The sequence below is a fragment of the Thioalkalivibrio sp. AKL19 genome, assembly GCF_000420165.1.
Classification (GTDB): domain Bacteria; phylum Pseudomonadota; class Gammaproteobacteria; order Ectothiorhodospirales; family Ectothiorhodospiraceae; genus Thioalkalivibrio.
The window spans coordinates 1-20,977 of the sequence record NZ_ATUK01000018.1 but is presented as its reverse complement, the minus strand read 5'-3'; the positions used below and the strand labels follow the sequence as shown (position 1 = coordinate 20,977).

Genomic DNA, 20,977 nt, shown 5'->3' with positions numbered 1-20,977 from the left:
CCCGCAAACCGTTAGAATACGCTTATGCAGCTGCATCGTTTCCACGGGGGCCTGAAACTGGCCGACGAGACCGAAGCCAGCACCCGCGATCCGGTGCTGGTGATGGGCGTGCCGTCGCAGCTGATTGTCCCGCTGGGCCAGCACATCGGCGAGGCCGCGGAACCCTGCGTGACGGTCGGCGACCACGTCACCAAGGGCCAGCGTATCGGCCAGTCGAAGGGCTACATCGCGGCCCACGTGCACGCGCCCAGTTCCGGCGAGGTGATCGAGATCGCCCCGCATGCCGTGCCCCACCCCTCCGGGCTCAGCGCACCCTGCATGGTGATCCAGACCGACGGCCGCGACGCCTGGGGCGACACCCGCATGGAGCCCTGGCTGGACTGGGATACCCGCGACCCGCGCAAGCTGCGCCAGCGCATCCGTGACGCCGGTATCGTCGGGCTGGGCGGGGCCGCCTTCCCCACCGCGGTCAAGCTGAACCCGCGGGCGGGGCAGCGCATCCACACGCTGATCGTGAACGGGGCGGAGTGCGAGCCGTACATCAGCGCCGACGACATGCTGCTGCGCACGGCCCCGGAGGCGGTGTTCGAGGGAATCCGCATCGTCGCCCACCTGCTCGGCGTGGACCGTGTCCTGTTCGCGGTCGAGGACAACATGCCGGAGGCCATGCGGGCGCTCACCGAAACCCTCCCCGGAGAGTTGCGCGAGCTGATCCAGCTCGTCTCGGTCCCGGCGCTGTATCCCACCGGCGGCGAGCGCCAGCTAATCAAGGTCCTGACCGGCCAGGAAGTGCCGAGCGGCGGTCTGCCGGCGGACATCGGCATGGTCTGCAACAACCCCGGCACCTTCAAGGCGGTCTGCGATGCCGTCATCCAGGGGCGCCCCCTGCTGTCGCGCATCGTCACCGTCACCGGGCCGGGCGTGCGGCACCCGCGCAACGTCGAGGCGTTGCTCGGCACCCCGTTCGCCGACGTGATCGCCGCCACCGGCGGCTATGCCAAGGGCGTGGACCGGCTGGTGATGGGCGGCCCGATGATGGGCTTCGCGGTCCACGATGACGCCATCCCGGTGATCAAGGGCACCAATTGCCTGCTCGCCACCCGGCCGCAGGACACCCCACCCCCGGGCCCGGTCATGCCCTGCATCCGCTGCGGTGAGTGCGCGGCCGTCTGTCCCGCCCAGCTGCTGCCACAGCAGCTCTACTGGCAGGCGAAGGCCAAGGATTTCGATGCGATCCAGGACTACGGCCTGTTCGACTGCATCGAGTGCGGCTGCTGCGCCCATGTCTGCCCCAGCAACATCCCGCTGGTGCAGTACTACCGCTACGCCAAGAACGAGATCTGGGCGCGGGAGAAGGAGCGCCAGAAGTCGGACATCGCGCGCGAACGCTACGAGTTCCGCCAGGAACGCATCGAGCGCGAGGAACGCGAGAAGGCCGAGCGCCTGGCCAAGAAGAAGGCTGCGGTCAAGAAGAAGGAAGGCGAGGAAGGCGGCGACAGCGACAAACAGGCCGCCATCCAGGCCGCGCTCGAGCGCGCCCGCGCGCGCAAGGCCGCAAAGGCCGGCGGGACCAACGAGGATAACAACACCGAGAAGGCCGCCACGGCCCCGGATGGCACCGGGACCACCGCCGAGTCCGGCGAATCCGATCCCACGGACACGGGCCACCGCTGATGCGCTTTCGCACCGAATCCTCGCCGCACATGATTCCGTCCCACTCGGTGGGCGGGGTGATGCAGCAGGTCCTGATGGCGCTGGTGCCGGGCACCCTGGCGATGGCCTGGTTCTTCGGTTGGGGCGTGCTGGTCAACGTGGTCCTGGCGGTCCTGTTTGCCGTGGCCTTCGAGGCGGCGATCGTCGCTGCCCGCAAGCGCCCGGTCATGGCCACCCTGGGCGACAACTCGGCCATCGTCACCGGCTGGTTGTTTGCCCTGGCCGTCCCGCCCCTCACGCCCGTCTGGGTCACCCTGATCGGTATCGCCTTCGCCATCATCGTGGCCAAGCACCTCTATGGCGGCCTGGGCTACAACCCGTTCAATCCCGCCATGGTCGGCTATGTGGTCGTGCTGGTCTCGTTCCCGCGGGAAATGGCCCTGTGGCCGGCACCGGACACCCTGGCCGACATGTCGCTGGGCCTGGGCCAGACGCTGCAGGCGGTCCTCACCGGCAGCCTCCCGGGGACCCACGAGTGGGACGCAATCACCCGTGCCACGCCACTGGATGCCATGCGTGAGGGCCTGGCTTCCGGGCGCACGGTCAGCGAGATCACCGTGAGCCCGCTGTTCGGCAGCTTCAGCGAGACCAGCTGGGAATGGATCGGCAACTTCTTCCTGCTCGGCGGGCTGTACCTGCTGTTCCGGCGCATCATCCACTGGCATATCCCGGTGGCGGTCATCCTCGGCGTGGCGATCCCGGCCGGCTTCTTCTGGATGCTCGACCCGGACTCCTTCGCGTCGCCCGCGTTCCACGTCTTCAGTGGGGCCGTGATCATCGGGGCCTTCTTCATCGCGACCGATCCGGTCTCCGCCTCCACCACCCCGCTGGGCCGCATCCTCTACGGGGCCGGCATTGGCGTGCTGATCTTCGTCATCCGCACCTGGGGCGGCTACCCGGACGCGGTCGCCTTCGCCGTGCTGTTGATGAACATGGTCGCCCCGACCCTGGACCACCTGACGCGACCGCGCATCTTCGGGCGCTCGCGGCGCGGGCCACCCCCGGGGGACGGTCATGCTTGACCTGAAACCCCGCGACATCCTGGTGGCCACGGCCCTGCTCGCCGGCTTTGCCGCGGTCGGCGCCGGTGTCGTCGCCCTGGTGCAGGACGCCACCGAGGCGCGTATCGAGGACAACCGCATGGCGGTCAACCGCAACCGCATTGCGGAGCTGACCGGCGATCTCGATTACCGCAACGACCCGGTCCATGACACCGTCAAGCTGGGCCACGAACTGCTCGGCGGGGACCACCTGCCCGCCTGGTTCGCCCGCGATGCCGACGACGAGGTGGTCGGCATCGTCTTTTCCGCGGTCGCTCCGGACGGCTACAGTGGCGACATTCACCTGCTGATCGGCGTGGATCGCCGCGGCGAGCTCCAGGGCGTGCGCGTCTCCGCGCATCGCGAGACGCCGGGGCTGGGTGACGCGATCGAGGCCGAGCGATCGGACTGGATCCACGACTTCGACGGCCGCTCGCTGGGGAATCCACCGGCCGAGGACTGGCGGGTACGCAAGGACGGCGGCGCCTTCGACCAGTTCACCGGGGCCACCATCACCCCGCGCGCGGTGGTTCGCGCCGTTTACCGCACCCTGGAATACTTCGACGAACACCGCGAGGAACTGCTGTCCACCCGGCCCGACGACACCGGTTCCGTGGCAGCACCGCTCCCTCAGTCCGAAGCCAACGGGGACGACGAGGCAAACCGATGAATCCGACCCTGACCGACATCATTCGCGACGGCCTGTGGCACAACAACCCCGGGCTGGTGCAATTGCTGGGCCTGTGCCCGCTACTGGCAATCTCCGGGACCATGGTCAACGCGATTGGCCTCGGCATCGCGACCACCCTCACCCTGCTGCTGTCGAACGTGCTGGTCTCGCTGATCCGCGACCACGCGCGCCCGGAGATCCGCATCCCGGTGTACGTGCTAATCATCGCCTCCATCGTCACCGCCATCGAACTGGCGATGAACGCCTGGTTTCACGGGCTGTACCTGATCCTCGGCATCTTCATCCCGCTGATCGTGACCAACTGCGCGATCATCGGCCGCGCCGAGGCCTTCGCCTCGCGCAACTCGGTCCCGCGCGCGGCGCTGGACGGGCTGATGATGGGGCTGGGCTTCACCGGCGTGCTGATTGCCCTGGGTGCCCTGCGCGAGGTCCTCGGCCAGGGCACCCTGATGGCCAACGCCCACCTCCTGTTCGGCGACTGGGGCCACGGCATGACCCTGCAGCTCTACCCGTCCGAGCACGGCTTCCTGCTGGCCCTGCTGCCCCCCGGCGCCTTCATGGCCATGGGCCTGCTGATCGCCGCCAAGAACTGGATCGACAGCCAGTTCGAAGCGGAACCGAGCCCTACCGGCGACGAGACCGCGACCGCAACCGAGGCGAGCCCCGACAACGCCTGATCGGCTCCGGCCTTGATTCCTGGCCGTCAGCCGGTAAACTTCCGGCGCCACGAATTCGTTCTACCGGGGCCACACGCCCCGGACACTCAAACGTCCCAGGAGATAGGCATGGCTGGACATTTCCCGTTTGCTGGCAAGCGCGGCACGCGCTACGGCCTCGCCCCGCGCGGCACCATCGCCGCCTTTTTCGAGAACCACGGGTTCAACGACGACCTGCAGGAGAAGTACTACAAGTGGTGGTACGACTGGGCCAAGGACTTCGTCGAGAAGGACAGCGACCTGTCCTACACCATGATCCGCAAGTTCGACAGCTACCCGATGGGCACCCATGCCCATCACTCGTTCCACCTGAACGACAAGTACTGGCCGAGCTGCCTGGACGAGCTGGGCTCGTTCATCCGTGACGTCATCTTCCCGAAGCTGGACGAGAAGGCGATGCACGACCTGGAAGAGAAGCACGCCAAGCTAATCAAGGACCTGGAGAAGGAAGCCGAGTCCAATCCGCGCGACGCCGCGCCGGATGTCGGCCTCTTCCGCCACGTCTGAGCAACGCCATTACGCGAGTTACCGGCCCCGCGACGCGGGGCCGGTTTGTTTGGAGCCCCCGCATTCATGAACGCCGCGAAGCGTGAAGCCATCTTCGAGCGCCTGAAGGCGGCCAACCCCGCGCCCACCACCGAACTCGAGTACGAAACACCGTTCGAGCTTCTGATCGCGGTGATCCTGTCGGCCCAGGCCACGGATGTCGGCGTCAACAAGGCCACGCGCCGCCTGTACCCGGTGGCGAACACCCCCGAGGCGATCCTCGAGCTGGGCCTGGACGGCCTCAAGGAACACATCAAGACCATCGGCCTGTACAACGCCAAGGCCGAGAACGTAATGAAGACCTGCCGCATGCTGGTCGAACGCCACGGCGGCGAAGTTCCGCGCGACCGCGAATCGCTGGAGGCCCTGCCCGGGGTCGGGCGCAAGACCGCGAACGTCATCCTCAACACCGCCTTCGGCGTCCCCACCATCGCGGTCGACACCCACATCTTCCGGGTCGCCAACCGTACCGGCCTGGCCCCGGGCAAGACAGTGCTGGAGGTGGAGAAGCGCCTGATGCGCCTGACCCCGAAGGCCTACTTGCAGGACGCCCATCACTGGCTGATCCTGCACGGGCGCTACGTCTGCAAGGCACGCAAGCCGGAGTGCTGGCGCTGCCCGATCGCGGACCTGTGCGAATACAAGGCAAAGACACCACCGCCCGCCGGCGCCTGAACGAACCTGTCCCCTTCAAGGAACATCCCATGTACGGTAACCGCGACCAGATCCGCACCCAGTTCGTCGACGCGTGGCAAAAGGCGCAGGCCGGCGAGGCCCTGACCGATCTGGAACAGCAACTGGTGGACGTGATCTCGGAACACCCCGAGTACCACGACTACCTGAAGGACCGCGAGACCGCGCTGACCGGCGAGTTCCCGCCGGAGCTCGGCACCTCCAACCCGTTCCTGCACATGGCGATGCACCTGAGCCTGCGCGACCAGGCCCGCACCGACCGCCCGGCCGGGATCCGACAGCTGCATCAGGGCCTTTGTGGGCGCTTCGGCGTCATGGACGCCGAGCACCGGATGATGGAATGCCTCGGCCAGACCCTGTGGGAGGCCCAGCGCAGCAACGCCGCGCCGGACGAGAACGCCTACCTCGAGTGTCTCAAGCGGTTGGCGAGCCGCTAGCCGCCCGTTTGGCGGCCACCGGCGGTCGATCCAGACCCCAGCGATCCAGCAGCACCAGCGCCGCCGGCGTGAACAGCAGCGTCAGCGGGGTCGCGAACAGCAGGCCGCCGGCAATCGCGGTCGCCAGCTGGACCCAGAACCCGGTCACCGGTGCCCCCACATAGAAGTCGCGCCCGGCGAAATCCACGGTCCACGCCAGGACCATCGGCAACAACCCGAGGATGGTGGTGATCGCCGTCAGCAGCACCGGCCGCATGCGCTGCGACGCCGCGCGCAGGGCGGCCTCCATCGCATCCAGCCCGCGCCCGCGCTGCTCGTTGTAGGTATCGATCAGCACGATGTTGTTGTTGACCACGATGCCGGCCAGGGCCAGCACGCCAATCCCGCTCATCACGATGCCGAAGGGCTCGCCGCGCACCAGCAGCGCGAGCAGTACTCCGGCGGTGGAAAACACGATCGCCGAGAGCACCAGCAGGGCCTGGGAGAAGCGATTGAACTGGGTCACCATCATCGCCAGCATCAGGAACAGCGACAGCCCGAACGCCCCCAGCAGGAAGCGTGTCGCCTCGGCCTGCTCCTCGGCCTGGCCGCGAAAGCGCAGCTGCACCTGGGGGTCAAGCTCCATGCCGGCCATCCGGCCTTCGAGCGAGCGCTGGCGCTCGTCCACCAGATAGCCCGGGGCAGCGTCCGCCTCCAGGGTATAGGCGCGGTCGCCATCCCGACGCTTGATCAGGCCAGTCGCCGGCACCGGCACCAGTTCCGCGAAATGCGCCAGCGGCACCAGGCCCGCGGCCCCGGGCAGGTTCAGGCCGGCCAGTTGCTGCAGATGCCGCTGCTCCGCCGGCAGGCGCAGGCGGATATCGACCTCCTCGTCGCTGTAGTCCGGGCGATAGGTACCCAGCAGGATGCCGCTGGTGATCAGCTGCACCCCGTCGCCCAGCAACGGGACATCCACCCCGAAACGGGCGGCCTGTTCCCGGTCGAAACGCACCTCCAGCTCCACCCCCGGCAGGGGGAGGTCGTCGGTCACATCCTCGAACCCGCCGAGTTGGTCCATCTCGGCGCGCAGCTGCCGGATCACCGGTGCGATGCGCTCGGGATCGGCGCTGGACGCCTCGACCACGATCGGGCGTCCCTCACTGGGGCCGCGTTCCTGGGCGCGGAATTGCAGGCGCAGCCCCGGAAGATCCCCGGTGCGCCGGCGCAGGTCCTCGATGATCTCCCGGGCCGGCGGCCGCTGGCGCCAGTTGACGAGTTCCAGCTGGATCAGCCCGATCACGTCCTCGGCGTAGTCGCCCTGCAGGCGCCCCAGCTGAGTGCCGATGGTCCGCGCATAGACGTGCCGGATCTCGGGCACGCCCCGCAGCCGGCCCTCCACCTGCCGCACCAGGGCATCCGCCTCCCAGACGGAGAGGTCGCCACGCGCCTGCACCTGGACCTGCACGAAGTCCGGTTCCACCTGCGGGAAGAACTCGACACCCCGCCCCTGGCTGGCGTACAGCGCGTAGGCGACCAGCACCACCGCCAGGGTCGCGAGAAGCGTCCACCCGGGACTGCGAACCAGTGGCTGCAGCAGGCGAATATAGGCCCGCGTGATGCCCTGCAGTTCGTCGTAGCGTCCCTCCTCCGCCGCGCGTACGTAGCCTGTCTGGGCGGCATTGATCGGCCGCGTCTGACCGATCACCGATCCGAGCGCGGGGATAAAGACCAGGGCCATCGCCAGCGAGGCCACAAGGGTCACGATCACCGTGGCCGGCAGGTAGACGATGAACTCGCCCACCATCCCGGGCCAGAACAACATGGGCGCGAACACCGCCAGCGTCGTGCCGATGGCCGTGGTGATCGGCCAGGCCATGCGCTGGGCGGCGGCACGGAATGCATCCGCCCGCGCCATACCCTCGGCCACATAGCGATCCGCCAGCTCCACCACCACGACCGCGCCATCCACCAGCATCCCGACCACGAGGATCAGGCCGAACAGCACCACCACATTCAGCGTGAAGCCCATCAGGTAGATCGCCAGGATGCCGCCGAGGAAGGCACCCGGGATCGCCAGCCCCACCAGCAGCGCCGCCCGCGCCCCCATCATGGTCAGAATCACCAGCGCCACGATCAGCATGGCCGTAATCACGCTGTTCTCCAGATCCCCCAGCAGGTCGCCGACATCCCGCGCCATGTCCTGGAGGTAGGTCACCTCTACCGAGTCCGGCCAGTCGTCGCGCGCCGCGTCGATGGTCGCACGGGCGGCCGCGACCACCTCCAGGATATTGGCCTCGGAGGCCTTGCGGATCTCCAGTGACACCGAAGGCTGGCCATCGATCCGGGTGAACCCCTCCGGGTCGCGGTAGCTCTGGCGCACCTCGGCGACATCGCGCACCCGGACCACCGCATCGCCCTCCACACGGATCGCGGTGTCCAGCACATCGTTGACATCGTCGATGGTGCCCGGCACGCGCAGCGGGATGCGGCCCGCCCCGGTATCCAGCGCACCGGCGGCCACCAGCCGGTTGTTGCGCTCGATCGCCCGGGTCAGTTCGTTGAACGACAGCTCGAAGGTCTCCAGCACCAGCGGGTCGACCAGGACCTCCATCTGCTCCTCGCGGTCGCCGCCGACATCGGCCTCCAGCACTCCGGGGATCGCCTCGACCCGATCGCGCAGGTCGCGCGCCAGGCGCACCAGCGTGCGCTCGTCCAGGGGGCCCGAGAGGTTCAGCGTCAGTACCGGAAACAGCGACAGATCGACCTCGGAGACGCTGGGTTCCTCCACGCCCGCCGGCAGCTCAGGGCGCACCTGGTCGACTTCCTCGCGCAGATCCGAGAGCGCGCGACGGTTGTCCCAGCCCGGTTCGAAGTCCAGCCGCACCAGGGCGAAGCCCTCGCCCGCCCAGGAGTGCATCTCGTCTACCCCGGGCAGGGACTGCAGCTCGCGCTCCAGCGGCCGCAGCATCAGCCGCTCGGCATCCTCCGGGCTGACACCGGGATACGGCACCGAGACAAAGAAGATGGGAACGTCGATCTCAGGCGCCGCCTCCTTGGGTACGATGCTGTAGGCCGTCGCGCCCAGCGCCAGAATCAGCAGCAAAAAAAGCAGCACCGTCCGGGCGTGCGCAACGGCCCAGGCGATCAGGGATTTCACGGCAATGCCCCGTCCACCGTATCCGGCGCCGTCGCGCCCGGGGCCTCGGCCTCCCGGTCCACCGGCTGCGTCTGCACCCGTTCCCCGGCGGTCACGAACCCCTGACCGATGGTGATCACGCGGACGTGCTCCGGCAGACCGGTTACCCAAACGCCGTCGGCCGCGGCCCGGATCACCTCCACCCCGTGAAACACCACCCGGTCATCGTCGTCGACCGTCTTGGCGCCCACCCGGCCCTCGTCATCCAGCCCCATCCACGCCGGCGAAAGCTTGTGCGCCAGCACCGTCGCGGTCGGGATCTCCACCCCCGCGCTGATCCCGGAGGGCAGCGCCGCCTCCGGGTTCGGCACGGCGATCTCGACCCGGAATGTCTGCGTCCCCGGCTCGGCCACCCGTGCAACAAACCGCACCTCGCCCTCGGCGCGGCGCCCGTCGAGAAACCGGATGCGCGCCCGCTGCCCCGTCTCGACCCGGCCGATCTGGTGCTGGGCCACATGCACCACCGCCAGCAGCGGATCGTTGTCCACCACCTCGGCCACCGGATCCCCCCGGCCGACGAACTCGCCACGATCGGCCAGGCGCTGATTGACGACACCCGCGACCGGGGCCGTGATTCGGGTATTGCGGATATCCAGCTCGATCGCCTGCAGTTCCGCCCGGGCGGCCTCGCGCTCGGCCTCGCGCGCCTCCAGCTGTGTGCGCGACACATGCCCCTGGTCATGCAGGCGCTGCGCCGCCTCGTATTCGCTCTCCGCCCCCCGCAGGCGGGCGATCGCCTGGCGCCGACGCGCCTCACGGTCGTCCATGCGCAACTGTGCCAGCAAGTCCTCCGCCGCGACCGTCGCGCCCCGCGCCACGGTCCATTCCGCCACCTGGCCGGCGGTCTCGGCCCGGACCATCACCCGCAGGTCCGGTTCCACTCGGCCCTGGAGCACCAGCAGCCGCTCCACCGGTTCGGCCTCCAGCTCGGTGACTGCCACGGTCATCGGCCTCGGCTCCGCGGCCTCGCGGGGTTCGTCCGCCTCGCGCCCGAACATCCCGGACGCAATCCAGGCCACGACCAGCACCACCACCCCGAGTGCGACCAGCAATCGGGCCTGGCCGCGCAGGCGCGACCACAGCGATCGGCTCATTGCGTCGATCCGAACAGCCGCTGCCACCAGCGCCGGCGGCTACCGGTGGGCGGCACGGCAACTTCCAGGTCCACCGGCGGGACCCGCGACACGACCCATCCCGGCAGCACGCGCAGCCCGGAGGAGCCGCAACTCGAGCCGAGGTTGTTGGGGTCGAATATCTTCACGAACTCCGGGTGTTCGCGGTCGTCGACATAGACGATCCCGCAGTAGTCCTCGTCGTGGTCGCGCCGCAACAGGGCATCGACCTCGTCGACAAAACGCAGGAAGGTCTCCTCCGGCGCCGGATCCTCCGGAACGGCGTCTCCCACCGCGTAGACAAACCAGCCGGCGTCCGCGCGCTCGCGCAGGCGCTGCCACAACTCGTCCAGCTGCTCCCAGTGGAGAATACCGGTGGAACCGGCCTCGAATCGTCGCAGGAAGTCGGACTCGGGGTCTTTTTGCGCGGTGGACATGCGGGGGTTCCGGGGGTCGCCAGAGTATCCCGCCATCGTAGGGGAAACGCCGCCCAATATGCACGCCCGGACCGACGGAGGACGCCCGCCCCCCGGACAACCTGCATCACCCTTGCACGGAACCCCGGAAAAACGCGAGGCTCTCAGGAAGAGATGTACGCCCCGTCACCATCTGCCAGCGAAGACGATCCGCCATGCGAACCATCAGCCACGCCACCTGCCTGCGCGCCGAACCGGACCGGGTCTTCGAGTTGCTGAGCCATGTCCCCAATTTCGTGGACCTGTGCGACCACGTGGAGCACATCGAGTGTCTCGGGAACGATTGCTATCGCTGGACCGTGCGCGCCGCCGGGATGCGCATGGACTTCGACGTCGAGGTCTGCAGCGCCATCGCCCCCGAGCACTTCGCCTGGCGCTCGATCCGCGGCGTTCATAACCGCGGAAGCTATCGGTTGAGCCCCGACGGCGAGGGCCACACCCGGGTGGAATTCGAGCTGGAGTACAAGCTGAACCCGTTCCTCGACGCTGCGGTGCGGCGCGCGGCCCAGTCCCTGGTGGAGCGGATATCGGGACAACTGATGGCCCGCGCGCAGCAGCGGCTGGACGCCGAGGCAGCCCGCCCCTGACACCCCGTCAGGCCGGGTCGGTCACCGCCCCGGGCTCACCGTCGATATTCAGCAGGTCGCGCAGCGTGCGCCCGTCCAGCCGCTCGCGACGGGCCGAATCGACTTCCTTCAGGGTCGTCTCCACCGCAGCGCTGCCGCGCAGGCGGCGGATGGCGTGATCGTCGGTGTCCTCGCGCAAGGCCTCCAGGATCGCGTCCACGCGAATGGCGTCGAGGTCCCGGGCCGGGACCAGTAGCTGGCGGTCTTCGCCCGCCCTCAGCAGCAGCCCCGCCTCTTCCAGCCGCCGCGCCGCATCGCCCAGGGCGTTGCCCGGAACCGCCAGCGCGCCAGCGACCTCGTCCAGCGTTGGCGCCGGATGGCCGTCATGGAAACGCTGCCCGACCTGCTGCATCAGGTGCAGGCCCATGCGCTCGCGGGCCGCACCGGACAGGCGCGGACGGATGCCGCGCACGTTCATGTATTCCGGGTGCTGCACGAAGAAGGCGACGTTCGCCCCGATCAACAGGATCAGCCAGGCGAGGTAGATCCAGATCAGCAGCATGATCATGATTGCGAAGCTGGAGTAGATCGCCGCATAGCGGGTGGAACCCGCCACCATGTTGGCGAACACCCAGCCCACGCTCTGCCACAGCAACCCCGCCACCACGGCCCCGATCAGCGCCGGAATCACCTTCACCCGGGTGTTCGGCACAAACACGTAGATGAAGGCAAACGCGGCAATGATCAGGAAATACGGCACCAGCCGCGAGATCTCGGTGATCAGCATGCCCAAGGGCTGGACCCCGGCAATTGCCTGCATGGCCGCGGATGACATCACCGTCGCGGTAATCCCCAGCGCCGAGACCACCAGCACCGGACCGATCAGGATGACCGAGAGGTAGTTGGAGAAACGTTGCGCCAGGCTGCGGCTGTTCTCCACCCGCCAGATGGTGTTGAAGGCCAGCTCGATCTTCTGCACCAGCGCGATGACCGTATAGATCAGGAACAGCAGACCCACGAATCCGAGTACGCCCACGCGCATGTTGTCGACAAACTCGAGCACGTTGTGGGCTATCTCCACCCCCTGCTCGCCCAGGGGCTCGAGCACGCCCAGCAGGAACGGCTCCACCGCGTTATGCGCACCAAAGGCCTTGAGTACCGAAAACGACAACGCCACCAACGGCACCATTGACAGCAGCGTGGTATAGACCAGGCTCATCGCGCGCAGGGTCAGCTGCCCGTCGGAGACCTCTCGCACCAGAGCGAAAAGACCGCGCACCACCCCGAGCGGAACGGCCTTCCAGCGCGGCAGCGCCGACAGGTCCGTGTCATTGACCAGTTCGGTCAGCTGGCGACGCCGGGCGTCCAGGCGCTCGGCCCAGGCTACACTCGCCACCCGTCACTCCCGCGGTTGGGGGTTCCCGTCACGTGGCCCTACTTCTGCTGCCACTGGCCGTTGCGGTCCTGGTACCAGTAACCCGAGGGGGCCTCCTCCACCCAAACGCGGGCGAAGGTCTCGCGGATCTGGCGTTCCCAGTCCGGGCGGTCGTTGGCGCGGGCGATCTCGCGGTAGAGCGAATCGCGGTCCGAGTTCTCCTCGCTGACCAGGCGCTGTACCGTGCTGCGATCCCGCAGCGGGACCTCGGACAGGTCGCGGATCACCACGTCGGCATTGCTGCCGAAGCCAATCGCCCCGCTACGGAAGTGGGGGGCCAGCTGCGGCGACCGCTCGCGCATCGACGCCCGGATGCGGTTGATCGCGGGGGTCTCGATCTGCAGGTCCGGGCTTTGCGCCGCGGCCGGGCTGACCAGGCGTTCCAGCACCCACGCCAATACCGGCGTGGCGCCCACCCCACCCGCGTGCACTGGCTGTTCCGCCGGCAGCAGCGCTCCCGACTCGGACTCGGGCTCGGGTACAACCTCGCCGTCCGGCACCTGCAGCGCGTCGCGCACGATGGCGCGGGCCGCCTCTTCCGCCGCAGCGGTCGGGAAATAGATATTGATGGTCACGCAACCCGCAAGCAGCGTGAACAGCAGCGCCAGTCCCGGAACACTCCACAAAGCCTTCATGCCTGTCTTCCCTTGTTCGGGCGGGTGAACCCCGCGTGTGCCCAATCTACACCATCCGCCTGAATGGCAACCAAACGCGGCCCAGGAATTACTGTACTACCGGGCCGTCGCCCGCCTGGATGGTCGCCAGGCGGTCGATCAGTTCCGGCCAGTCCACCCGGCGGTTGTAGCCGATCACCTGGATCTGCGGCAAACCGCCCCCCTGCACCAGCACGAACCCGCCATCCGGGCGATCCGCGACACCCGAGGCGGTGCATACGTCCCCGCGCAGCTCGCAGCGGAAGCCCAGGCGGCGATAGCTGAAGTTTTCGAAAAAACGCAGGAAGATCGACGAAGCCGCCGCCTGGAGCCCGCCACCCAGCTCGGTGATGTTTTCCACCGCCCGCTGGCTGATCCGGCGACGCCCCGGATCGTCCATTGGTGTCATCAGCTCCAGATCCATGTGCACCGGCGACCAGTCCACCATGACCAGATCGTTCACATGTCCCGACAACCGGCCCTGAATGCGCCCGAAGTCGAACGCCCGCGTGACCAGCTCCAGGTCCAGGCGCTGGATCTGCGTCGACAGCCCCAGCTCGGGCGCATACCCGAACAGATCGTGAATATAGACATCGCGCAGCACCACCTCGCCATCGAACACCTGGACCAGCAAGCGCCCGTCCACGTTCAGATCACCGTCCTCCAGGCGCACCCGCGGGATCATCCCGGCGACCTGCCCGGAGAAACGGGGCCAGCCCAGCACCCCGGTCAGCGCCTCCAGGCTGATCGCGCGGATCCCGCCCTGGAACTGCACATCCGGCCCCGTATCCGTCTGCTGCACGCTGAAGGCCTGGACCCGCAGCCCCCCGTCGAGGATCGGGATCTCGGTCGCCTCCAGCAGCTCCAGCCCCTGCGGCCGGGTGCGCACGCGGGCGGTGAAGGCATCGAACGGCAGTCCGTACAGGTGGGCGCCCTCGAACCCGACCCGACCCGGTCCACCGGGCACCGTATCCGACCAGTCCAGCTCGCCCCGGGCACCGCTCACACCGAAGCGTCCGCGCCGATCCTGGGCCTCCACCCCGGACCATGCAACGCGGGCGTAACGCGGCGCTGAGGCCTCCAGCTCGATCTCGCCGCCCAAGCGGCCCGCCGCGTCCAGTTCCCCCAGGGCGGTCCCCACCAGCCAGGGGGACAGCAAGCTGTCGTAGATCACGCCCAGCGCGGCGACCTCGCCCCGGAATCGTCCGTCGAGACCGCGCTCGGGCGAAAACGCGAGGCCCTGTCCGGTCAGCGACGCAGCCTCGCCATACTCCATCGCCAACGAGCGCGCCCGTAGCGCCATGCCGTCCCCATCCGCCACGACCCCCAGGGCCTCCAGCTTCACCGGTCCTTCGGCATCCAGATCCACGAACCACGGATCGACGAACACGACACCCTTGGTTACGGCCGCATCCACGTCCCAGCCCCCCGCATCCCCCGAGACCCGGAGTTGCCCATCCAGCTCCTCGCCCGCCTGGAGCCCGAGATCGTCGCTGAAGGCCAGATCGTGAACCACCAGCGTGGCCATCGAGTGCCCGTGCTGGCGCCAGCGCAGCGCGAGATCCGCCGCGCCATCACCCAGCTGTACGGGCAGCTCCAGCGGCAGGCGCGGGGACGCGGCCAGGGCCGCAAGGTCGATGCCCTCCAGATCGGCCCGCACATCCCAGCCCCGAGCGGAGTCCCGATGTACGCGAAAGTCTCCGCTCGCCCCGTACCAGCCCGGCCACGCGCCCGCCAGCGCAAACTCGCCCGCCTCGCGTCCCCAGCGCAGGCCCACCCGGGCCCCGTGCAGGTGCAGATCCCCCGCATCCCCCCACAGTCGCGCCGCATCGCAGCGAATCTCGGCACGACCAATCCGCAGGTCACCGCATTCCACACGGAGCTGCCTCAGCGTCCCCAGTGGCTCGGGGAATTGCACGCGCTCCGCGCGCATCTCCAGCGACAAACCGGCGGGGGTCCACTGCACCTGCGTGCTCAGACCGCGAGCCTCGAGGTCCTCGCGCAACAGGGATTCAATCTGAAGATCGAGCTGGATACCGCCGGATGCATTCGCGGGTTCCGATGCCATGACGGCCCCCGCCAGCAGGAAGAGCACCAGGCCGGCCGCCGCGGAAACCCCACCCGGTGCCCCGCGCAGCGCGTCCATCAGACCGGGTCGCCCCGCTCCGGCAGGCGATCGCGCAGCGGGCGCGCGAGCCGGGCAAGCCACTCGCGCAGGGCAAAGCGGGAGACCTCCAGGGCCTCCAGGCGCGGCAGGAAATCCTCGACCCGGCGCGGGTCGCCGGTGGGGCCGCGAAAACCCGCCGGGGCCGGATCGGCGGCCAGCCCCGCACGCTCGAAGCAGGCCAGCGCCCGCGGCAGATGCAGCGCCTGGGTCACCACCAGCACCCGCTGCACGTCACTGTGCTGAAGCCGCTGACGGGTGTGGGCGGCGTTTTCGCAGGTATTGCGCGACGTGCTCTCCAGCCAGCGCACCGGCACCCCCAGATCCGTCTGCAACGACGCCGCCATCAACTCGGCCTCGGAACGCCGGCCGGGTAGTGCCCCCGGACGCCCGCCCGAGACCAGGATCGGCAGGCCGGTATCGCGGTGCAGCCGGGCGGCATGGCGCAGACGCTCATGGGTCCACGGGTTCAGGGCATCGCGTCCGCCGTCCTCCCCGCGTCCGGGCCAGCGTCCCCCGCCCAGCACCACGATGGCATCGGCCCGGCCCACCGCGATCACCGTGTCGCGCAGGTCGTGCTCCATGCTGTGGGCCAGCGGCTGTGCCACGACGTTCAGGCTCGGCAGTACCAGCGCCAGCAGGCCTGCGGCGAGTAGCGGGCGCCCGCCGCGCCAGTCGGCGCGCCAGAAGGCTACACCGACCAGGGTCAGCGCGATACCCAGCCCGGGCGGCAGCAGGAGGTGCTCGGCGATCGTTTGCAGGGTGGCGAGCACGGCGGTCTCCGCCCGCGGTCGGGTTTACTTCTTGCCCGGGGAGTAGAGATAGTGGGCGTAGGTGGCCACGTCCTCGGAGACCCGGCGGATCAGGTGATCCAGACTGATGATGGCGAACTCGAGCAGATTCACCGCGATGTACGGCTGCTCGACGCGCAGGCGGTCGTACATCGAGCGCGACAGCCGCAGCAGACGAGTGTTGTCGCTCAGGGCGCGCATGCGCACGCCCCGCGGCACACGGTCGAAGAACGACATGGAACCCGCCAGTTCGCCGGTCTGCATGCGACCGACCTCGATCTCCTGGCTGCCGTCGTCGTGATAAAGCGCGGCGGTCCCGCTGACCACGAAGAACAGCGACTCCCCGACCTCGCCAATATCGGCGATCACCTGCTTGTGGTGGGTCTCCACCACCTCCAGGTACTCGAGCAGGACCTCGACCTCGGCCGGCGTCAGTGACGCGGAGATCGGGTGCTTGGAGAGGAATTCGGTCAGCAGTTCCTTGGACATGGAGAGGGTTCCTTCTGACGGGTCCGCAATGGGCTGTGAGAGGCTTTAGAGTATAACGAACGAAGCCCCGAAGCGGGGTCACGAACATGCCGAAGGAGGATCATTTGATCGACATCGAGGTCCTGCGCCGCCACCTGCCAAGGCGCCTGCGCGACGGGCGCGCCATCGTGCTGGTGACCGACGGCGCAAACACCGAACCGCCTCCGGGTGCCGAAACCGAAACGGTGGAAGCATTTCTCCGCCAGCCGCCCGGGCCACGCGTGCCGCTGGTCGTGCTCCCGGATACGCTGAGCGCGCTGGACACCGCGACGGGGCAGCAACTGCTGGGCGGCTTGCGCGATCGCTGGGCCGACGAGGTCTTGATCCTGCACCGGCGCGACGACGAACGCTGGGGCCTGAACGACTTCCTGGCCCTGGGCTTTCGCCACGACCCGGAGGCCGAGACGGCCGCACCGGACCACGCCGTCTATCGCACCAGTCTGTACGACTACAAGCTGACGCCCGACTGGCTCAACGCCCGCTTCTGGGCCAACCCGGAGATGTGGGACAAGGCGCGCTGGTAGCGCGCCTCGCGGCCCTCCCCACCCCCGTCAGTGGCCGTTCAGTCGTCCGGGTTCAGGCGCGGATGGGTCTCCTCGCCCCACCACCAGACCAGCCCACCGGAGAGGAACATCGCGATCACCACGAACCAGAATCCCCAGATCACCGATCCGCCCAGGTGAGCCACGATGCCCAGCCCGAGCGCACCAACACCGTATCCGAGATCACGCCAGAAGCGGTAAGTGCCGATGGCCGATCCGCGCCAGTTCGGATGGGCGATATCCGCCACCGCGGCGCTCAGATTCGGGTACAGCAGCGCCATGCCGAGACCGGTCACGGCGGCCGCGAACGACCACCACAGCACGCCCTCGCCCAGCAGCGTCAGGGCCACCCCGCCACCACAGATCCACATGCCCCAGATGATCGGCTGGCGGCGCCCGATGTGGTCCGACAGGCGCCCGGTCATGAACTGGGAGCCGCCCCAGACGAAGCCGTAGATCCCGACCACCCAGCCAATCGCCGCCAGGCTGAGCCCCTGCTGGTACAGGAACACGGGGTAGAACACCCAGACCAGGGCATCCACGAACTTCTCGACCAGCCCGGCCTGGCTGAACGCGGCCATCCGCCGGTCGCGCCAGGACATCAGCGTGAATACCTCCCACGTGGTGGGCGTGTCCGCGATGTTCTTCGGATAGCGCGGCGCCGGGCCGGTGGACTGACCGGCCGCATGCCGGGCGCCCTCGGCCCTGGCCCAGTCCAGGGTCTCGCGCACGAACACCGCGGTCATGATGATCGCCAGCGCGATCACGACCAGGCCAAAGATCAGCAGACCTACACGGGGGCCAAAGGCGGCCGCCATGTAGCCGGTCACGATCCCCGCCACCGCAACCCCGACATAGCCGGAGAACTCGTTCATGCCCATGGTGAAGCCGCGCTCATCGGCACGGGTGATGTCCATCTTGGCGGTCTGGGTCATCGACCAGGCCAGGCCCTGGTTCACGCCCAGCAGCACGGTCGCGGCCACGATCCAGCTCCAGGACGGTGCGTAGAGGATCATGAACGGGATCGGGATCGCCGCCACCCAGCCCAGCATCAGGACGGTCTTGCGGCCCAGCCGCTCGGACAGGCGCCCGGCAACAAAATTGAGTGCCCCCTTGACCACGCCGAAGGCCACCACGAACGCGGTCAGCAACATGAACGAGCCCTCGGCCACGCCGAACTCGCTCTCCGCCAGCGCCGGCACGACCGTGCGCATCATCCCGATCGTCAGGCCCACGAAGAAGACCTGGATCAGTTGCTGGCCGAATTGCCCGAGGTTCTCCCGGATCCCGTGCGTCAGGTGGGAATAGGCCTCCGCGGCCTTGTGATGGTCGGTCATGACGTATCCCTCTGGTTCCGGATCAGGCCGCGATATTCGCGGCGACGTAGGCATCCATGCCCGCCGGGCGTGGCGGGATGTTCTGGGTCAGGAAATCGACGAACGCCTCGCGGTCACGGATCGCAAGCCCGGGGTTGAAGCGCTTCTCGAAGCCCAGCGTGGACGACGGCTTGCCGGACAGGCCCGCGCCGCAGGCACTGCCGGCGTAATGGCCCGGATAGATCTCCAGTTCGTCCGGCAGACCCAGCAGGCGTTCATGCAGGCTGTCGAACAGGCGACCGGCCATCTCGCGCTCGCGCCCGGCCAGGTCGGGGCGCCCGATGCTGCCGATGAACAGCGTATCGCCAGTCAGCACGAACCAGGGCTGATCGCCGCGCCGCTTGTCCGTCACCAACAGGCACACGCTGTCCTCGGTATGACCCGGGGTATGGATCACCTCGGCCTCGACATTTCCGGCCACGATGCGATCGCCATCCTCCAGCGCGTGGAAGTCGAACTCGACCACCGAACGATCCGATGCGTGCAGGCAGTACTCGGCGCCGGCCCGCCTTGCCAGGTCACGGCCGCCAGAATAGTGGTCGGCATGGACATGCGTGTCGATCACATGGGTGATTGCCACACCCGCCTCGCGGGCACGCTCTAGGAACCAGTCCTGGTCCCCGTCCACGACATCCACGGCGATCGCCTTCCCCAGCGAGCCACAGCCGAACAGATAGGACAGCGACGATTCCCGCGTGGGCAACTGATGAAAAAACATGACACGCCTCCTGGACCGACTTCCGGTCTCTGCATCTGCATGGGTTACTTGGGTTACCTGGATTCCGCGTCCTGGGTAATGGGCAGGCCCTGATAGCGCCACTCGGCCACGCCATCCTCGAGCCGGGTCGCGCGAATGCCGTGCGTACCCAGGATCTCGACGGCCTCGCTGGCCATCAGGCAGTACGGACCGCGGCAATACGCCACCACCGGGCGATCCGTCGGCAGCTCGTCCAGACGGTTGCGCAGTTCGTTGATGGGGATGGACCGGGCATACGGCAGATGGGCGTTCGCGTATTCCATGCCCGGACGGACATCCAGAACGATGAGATCTCCGCGGCGGGCTTGCTCGAGAAGCTCCGGCCCGGCCATCGGGGCCAGCTCGCCGGGACCCTCGGCCATCTCGCGGGTGGCGGCCTGAAGCTCCAGCAGACGTTCTTCCGCCAGACTGCGGAGCATCACCCAGAAATCGGCGACATGCCGGTCCACCAGGCGATAGAACATGCGCCGACCCTCGCGCCGCGCCTCGACCAGCCGCGCCTGGCGCAACTCCTTCAGATGGGCACTGGCGAGTTTCACGCTGATCTCGGCATCCGCCGCCAGCTGCTCGACACTCTTCTCGCCCTGCACCAGCACCTCGATCAATTCCAGCCGTTTCGGGCTGGCCGCGGCCCGGGCAATACGGGCCACTTGCTCGTACAGCAGATCCTTGAGTTCGCGTCCGGACACAGCTTACATTCCAATATTCGTTAGAATGTAAGCTATAAGATCGAAACCGCTCGCGCAACCCCCGGGGCCGCACGAGGCCTTCGCGGATCCACGCCCCTTCCCCGAGGTTCGCCATCGGTCCGCCCCTCCGGTTTTTGGGTGATCCTGGCAGGCACGCTAATTCCCGAGTACGTTACTCGGGAACTTCGATTAGAAGTTGCTTACTAACTGAATGAGCACCCTGTGCCTCCGGGCACCCTTCCCCTGTAAAAGGAGGACGTCATGAGCCAACTGATCAACAACTTCCCGGCCGACGGCGTGGTCACCATCAATCGCGTGATCCTCAAGCCGGAATACACCATCGACGACCTGCAGGAGCGTGTCGCCGTCCTCTGCGAGAACGTGAAGACCTATCACTCGGATACCGGGTTCGTGGGCGGCTTTGTGGCGCTGAACTCCGGGGCCGTCTCCAACGAGGGATCCACCATCGGCCAGGCGGTCGAGAGCCCGATGAAGGACAAGGAAGCGCTGATCATCACGTTCTGGAACAGCTTCGAGGAACACGAGGCCTCGCACCAGAGCGAAACCTTCCAGCCGCTGTTCCAGCAGGTTCTGGAACTGTGCGAGAACGGGAACGAGGAGATCGCCTACGAGATGCTCTGGTCCGGAGCCGCCTATGATCCGGAACAGGCGAAGGCCGCCCGCGAGGCGAAGGAATCGCACGCGGCCTGAGGGCCGCCCAAGGACTGTGGTCTCTCCAACGACTGTACCCATTGCCGGGGCCTTGCGCCCCGGCTTTTTTGTGGTTCATCGAGCATTACCGGGGAAGGCTGCGCGGATTTTGAGGAAGAAGTATTCCTGGTCGCGATAGCCATAGGCCCGACGCTTGATGACCTTG

At 67.9% G+C, this 20,977-nt stretch carries 21 protein-coding genes; 10 read left to right on the top strand and 11 right to left on the bottom strand.

Annotated features, from left to right (window positions below; translation table 11 throughout):
• Window positions 1-24 precede the first annotated feature (24 nt).
• The 7 genes from rsxC to F817_RS0113190 all read left to right on the top strand — a co-directional run bounded on the left by rsxC (window position 25) and on the right by F817_RS0113190 (window position 5,836).
• Complete coding sequence (rsxC, locus tag F817_RS0113220; RefSeq protein ID WP_024328092.1) at window positions 25-1,674, top strand: electron transport complex subunit RsxC; 1,650 nt, start codon at window positions 25-27, stop codon at window positions 1,672-1,674.
• Window positions 1,674-2,735 carry an electron transport complex subunit RsxD gene (rsxD, locus tag F817_RS0113215; protein WP_024328091.1) on the top strand — a complete coding sequence of 354 codons (1,062 nt, stop codon included), beginning with the start codon at window positions 1,674-1,676 and terminating at the stop codon, window positions 2,733-2,735. Before rsxC ends, rsxD begins: the two co-directional genes overlap by 1 nt.
• Window positions 2,728-3,423 (top strand): electron transport complex subunit RsxG, encoded by a 696-nt coding sequence (gene rsxG, locus F817_RS0113210; protein ID WP_024328090.1) that lies wholly within the window; start codon window positions 2,728-2,730, stop codon window positions 3,421-3,423. The genes rsxD and rsxG overlap by 8 nt, the downstream gene beginning before the upstream one ends.
• Window positions 3,420-4,121, top strand: coding sequence for an electron transport complex subunit E (locus F817_RS0113205; RefSeq protein WP_018146041.1), 702 nt, complete (start codon window positions 3,420-3,422; stop codon window positions 4,119-4,121). Before rsxG ends, F817_RS0113205 begins: the two co-directional genes overlap by 4 nt.
• A gap of 108 nt (window positions 4,122-4,229) precedes the next feature.
• Window positions 4,230-4,667, top strand: a complete 438-nt coding sequence (locus F817_RS0113200; protein ID WP_024328089.1) for a hypothetical protein — start codon at window positions 4,230-4,232, stop codon at window positions 4,665-4,667.
• A gap of 66 nt (window positions 4,668-4,733) precedes the next feature.
• Window positions 4,734-5,381 carry an endonuclease III gene (nth, locus tag F817_RS0113195; protein WP_024328088.1) on the top strand — a complete coding sequence of 216 codons (648 nt, stop codon included), beginning with the start codon at window positions 4,734-4,736 and terminating at the stop codon, window positions 5,379-5,381.
• Between the two features lie 29 nt (window positions 5,382-5,410).
• The gene (locus F817_RS0113190; protein WP_024328087.1) at window positions 5,411-5,836 is read left to right on the top strand and encodes a DUF1841 family protein; all 426 of its coding nucleotides are present in this window, start codon (window positions 5,411-5,413) and stop codon (window positions 5,834-5,836) included.
• Here F817_RS0113190 and F817_RS0113185 read toward each other — a convergent pair.
• Genes F817_RS0113185 through F817_RS0113175 form a run of 3 tightly spaced genes read right to left on the bottom strand, consistent with a single transcriptional unit; the run spans window position 5,814 to window position 10,560 of the window.
• Window positions 5,814-8,972, bottom strand: coding sequence for an efflux RND transporter permease subunit (locus tag F817_RS0113185; RefSeq protein ID WP_024328086.1), 3,159 nt, complete (start codon window positions 8,970-8,972; stop codon window positions 5,814-5,816). The two genes, F817_RS0113190 and F817_RS0113185, sit on opposite strands and share 23 nt — an antisense overlap.
• Complete coding sequence (locus F817_RS0113180; protein ID WP_024328085.1) at window positions 8,969-10,105, bottom strand: efflux RND transporter periplasmic adaptor subunit; 1,137 nt, start codon at window positions 10,103-10,105, stop codon at window positions 8,969-8,971. The genes F817_RS0113185 and F817_RS0113180 overlap by 4 nt, the downstream gene beginning before the upstream one ends.
• Complete coding sequence (locus F817_RS0113175; RefSeq protein ID WP_024328084.1) at window positions 10,102-10,560, bottom strand: hypothetical protein; 459 nt, start codon at window positions 10,558-10,560, stop codon at window positions 10,102-10,104. The genes F817_RS0113180 and F817_RS0113175 overlap by 4 nt, the downstream gene beginning before the upstream one ends.
• Before the next feature lie 194 nt (window positions 10,561-10,754).
• Here F817_RS0113175 and F817_RS0113170 point away from each other — a divergent pair, with 194 nt between their 5' ends.
• Complete coding sequence (locus F817_RS0113170) at window positions 10,755-11,186, top strand: SRPBCC family protein (RefSeq protein WP_024328083.1); 432 nt, start codon at window positions 10,755-10,757, stop codon at window positions 11,184-11,186.
• A 7-nt stretch (window positions 11,187-11,193) separates the two neighbouring features.
• Here F817_RS0113170 and F817_RS0113165 read toward each other — a convergent pair whose 3' ends face one another.
• The 5 genes from F817_RS0113165 to F817_RS0113145 form a co-directional block, all read right to left on the bottom strand.
• Window positions 11,194-12,561 (bottom strand): YihY/virulence factor BrkB family protein, encoded by a 1,368-nt coding sequence (locus F817_RS0113165; RefSeq protein ID WP_024328082.1) that lies wholly within the window; start codon window positions 12,559-12,561, stop codon window positions 11,194-11,196.
• Between the two features lie 38 nt (window positions 12,562-12,599).
• Complete coding sequence (locus tag F817_RS0113160; RefSeq protein ID WP_024328081.1) at window positions 12,600-13,235, bottom strand: YdbL family protein; 636 nt, start codon at window positions 13,233-13,235, stop codon at window positions 12,600-12,602.
• Window positions 13,236-13,323: 88 nt separating this feature from the next.
• A complete protein-coding gene (locus tag F817_RS0113155; RefSeq protein ID WP_024328080.1) occupies window positions 13,324-15,399 on the bottom strand; it encodes a hypothetical protein in 2,076 nt (691 codons plus the stop codon).
• A complete protein-coding gene (locus F817_RS0113150) occupies window positions 15,399-16,190 on the bottom strand; it encodes a YdcF family protein (RefSeq protein ID WP_024328079.1) in 792 nt (263 codons plus the stop codon). The genes F817_RS0113155 and F817_RS0113150 overlap by 1 nt, the downstream gene beginning before the upstream one ends.
• A gap of 24 nt (window positions 16,191-16,214) precedes the next feature.
• Entirely contained in the window at window positions 16,215-16,697 is a 483-nt protein-coding gene (locus tag F817_RS0113145) for a Crp/Fnr family transcriptional regulator (RefSeq protein ID WP_018866896.1), read from the bottom strand.
• Between the two features lie 104 nt (window positions 16,698-16,801).
• Here F817_RS0113145 and F817_RS0113140 point away from each other — a divergent pair, with 104 nt between their 5' ends.
• The gene (locus F817_RS0113140; RefSeq protein ID WP_024328078.1) at window positions 16,802-17,260 is read left to right on the top strand and encodes a DUF6231 family protein; all 459 of its coding nucleotides are present in this window, start codon (window positions 16,802-16,804) and stop codon (window positions 17,258-17,260) included.
• Window positions 17,261-17,298: 38 nt separating this feature from the next.
• Here F817_RS0113140 and F817_RS0113135 read toward each other — a convergent pair whose 3' ends face one another.
• The 3 genes from F817_RS0113135 to F817_RS0113125 are packed head-to-tail and all read right to left on the bottom strand — an operon-like array spanning window position 17,299 to window position 20,100.
• Window positions 17,299-18,615 carry an MFS transporter gene (locus F817_RS0113135; protein WP_024328077.1) on the bottom strand — a complete coding sequence of 439 codons (1,317 nt, stop codon included), beginning with the start codon at window positions 18,613-18,615 and terminating at the stop codon, window positions 17,299-17,301.
• A 22-nt stretch (window positions 18,616-18,637) separates the two neighbouring features.
• Window positions 18,638-19,372, bottom strand: a complete 735-nt coding sequence (locus F817_RS0113130; protein ID WP_024328076.1) for an MBL fold metallo-hydrolase — start codon at window positions 19,370-19,372, stop codon at window positions 18,638-18,640.
• Window positions 19,373-19,425: 53 nt separating this feature from the next.
• Window positions 19,426-20,100 carry a metalloregulator ArsR/SmtB family transcription factor gene (locus F817_RS0113125; RefSeq protein WP_024328075.1) on the bottom strand — a complete coding sequence of 225 codons (675 nt, stop codon included), beginning with the start codon at window positions 20,098-20,100 and terminating at the stop codon, window positions 19,426-19,428.
• A gap of 261 nt (window positions 20,101-20,361) precedes the next feature.
• Here F817_RS0113125 and F817_RS0113120 point away from each other — a divergent pair, with 261 nt between their 5' ends.
• The gene (locus F817_RS0113120) at window positions 20,362-20,811 is read left to right on the top strand and encodes a hypothetical protein (protein WP_024328074.1); all 450 of its coding nucleotides are present in this window, start codon (window positions 20,362-20,364) and stop codon (window positions 20,809-20,811) included.
• The last annotated feature ends 166 nt before the right edge of the window (window positions 20,812-20,977 follow it).

Bases quoted from the DNA above. Each gene is read 5' to 3' on its own strand.
- rsxC (WP_024328092.1), top strand. From the start codon at position 25: ATGCAGCTGCATCGTTTCCACGGGGGCCTGAAACTGGCCGACGAGACC.
- rsxD (WP_024328091.1), top strand. From the start codon at position 1,674: ATGCGCTTTCGCACCGAATCCTCGCCGCACATGATTCCGTCCCACTCG.
- rsxG (WP_024328090.1), top strand. From the start codon at position 2,728: ATGCTTGACCTGAAACCCCGCGACATCCTGGTGGCCACGGCCCTGCTC.
- F817_RS0113205 (WP_018146041.1), top strand. From the start codon at position 3,420: ATGAATCCGACCCTGACCGACATCATTCGCGACGGCCTGTGGCACAAC.
- F817_RS0113200 (WP_024328089.1), top strand. From the start codon at position 4,230: ATGGCTGGACATTTCCCGTTTGCTGGCAAGCGCGGCACGCGCTACGGC.
- nth (WP_024328088.1), top strand. From the start codon at position 4,734: ATGAACGCCGCGAAGCGTGAAGCCATCTTCGAGCGCCTGAAGGCGGCC.
- F817_RS0113190 (WP_024328087.1), top strand. From the start codon at position 5,411: ATGTACGGTAACCGCGACCAGATCCGCACCCAGTTCGTCGACGCGTGG.
- F817_RS0113180 (WP_024328085.1), bottom strand. From the start codon at position 10,105: ATGAGCCGATCGCTGTGGTCGCGCCTGCGCGGCCAGGCCCGATTGCTG.
- F817_RS0113175 (WP_024328084.1), bottom strand. From the start codon at position 10,560: ATGTCCACCGCGCAAAAAGACCCCGAGTCCGACTTCCTGCGACGATTC.
- F817_RS0113170 (WP_024328083.1), top strand. From the start codon at position 10,755: ATGCGAACCATCAGCCACGCCACCTGCCTGCGCGCCGAACCGGACCGG.
- F817_RS0113160 (WP_024328081.1), bottom strand. From the start codon at position 13,235: ATGAAGGCTTTGTGGAGTGTTCCGGGACTGGCGCTGCTGTTCACGCTG.
- F817_RS0113155 (WP_024328080.1), bottom strand. From the start codon at position 15,399: ATGGACGCGCTGCGCGGGGCACCGGGTGGGGTTTCCGCGGCGGCCGGC.
- F817_RS0113145 (WP_018866896.1), bottom strand. From the start codon at position 16,697: ATGTCCAAGGAACTGCTGACCGAATTCCTCTCCAAGCACCCGATCTCC.
- F817_RS0113135 (WP_024328077.1), bottom strand. From the start codon at position 18,615: ATGACCGACCATCACAAGGCCGCGGAGGCCTATTCCCACCTGACGCAC.
- F817_RS0113130 (WP_024328076.1), bottom strand. From the start codon at position 19,372: ATGTTTTTTCATCAGTTGCCCACGCGGGAATCGTCGCTGTCCTATCTG.
- F817_RS0113120 (WP_024328074.1), top strand. From the start codon at position 20,362: ATGAGCCAACTGATCAACAACTTCCCGGCCGACGGCGTGGTCACCATC.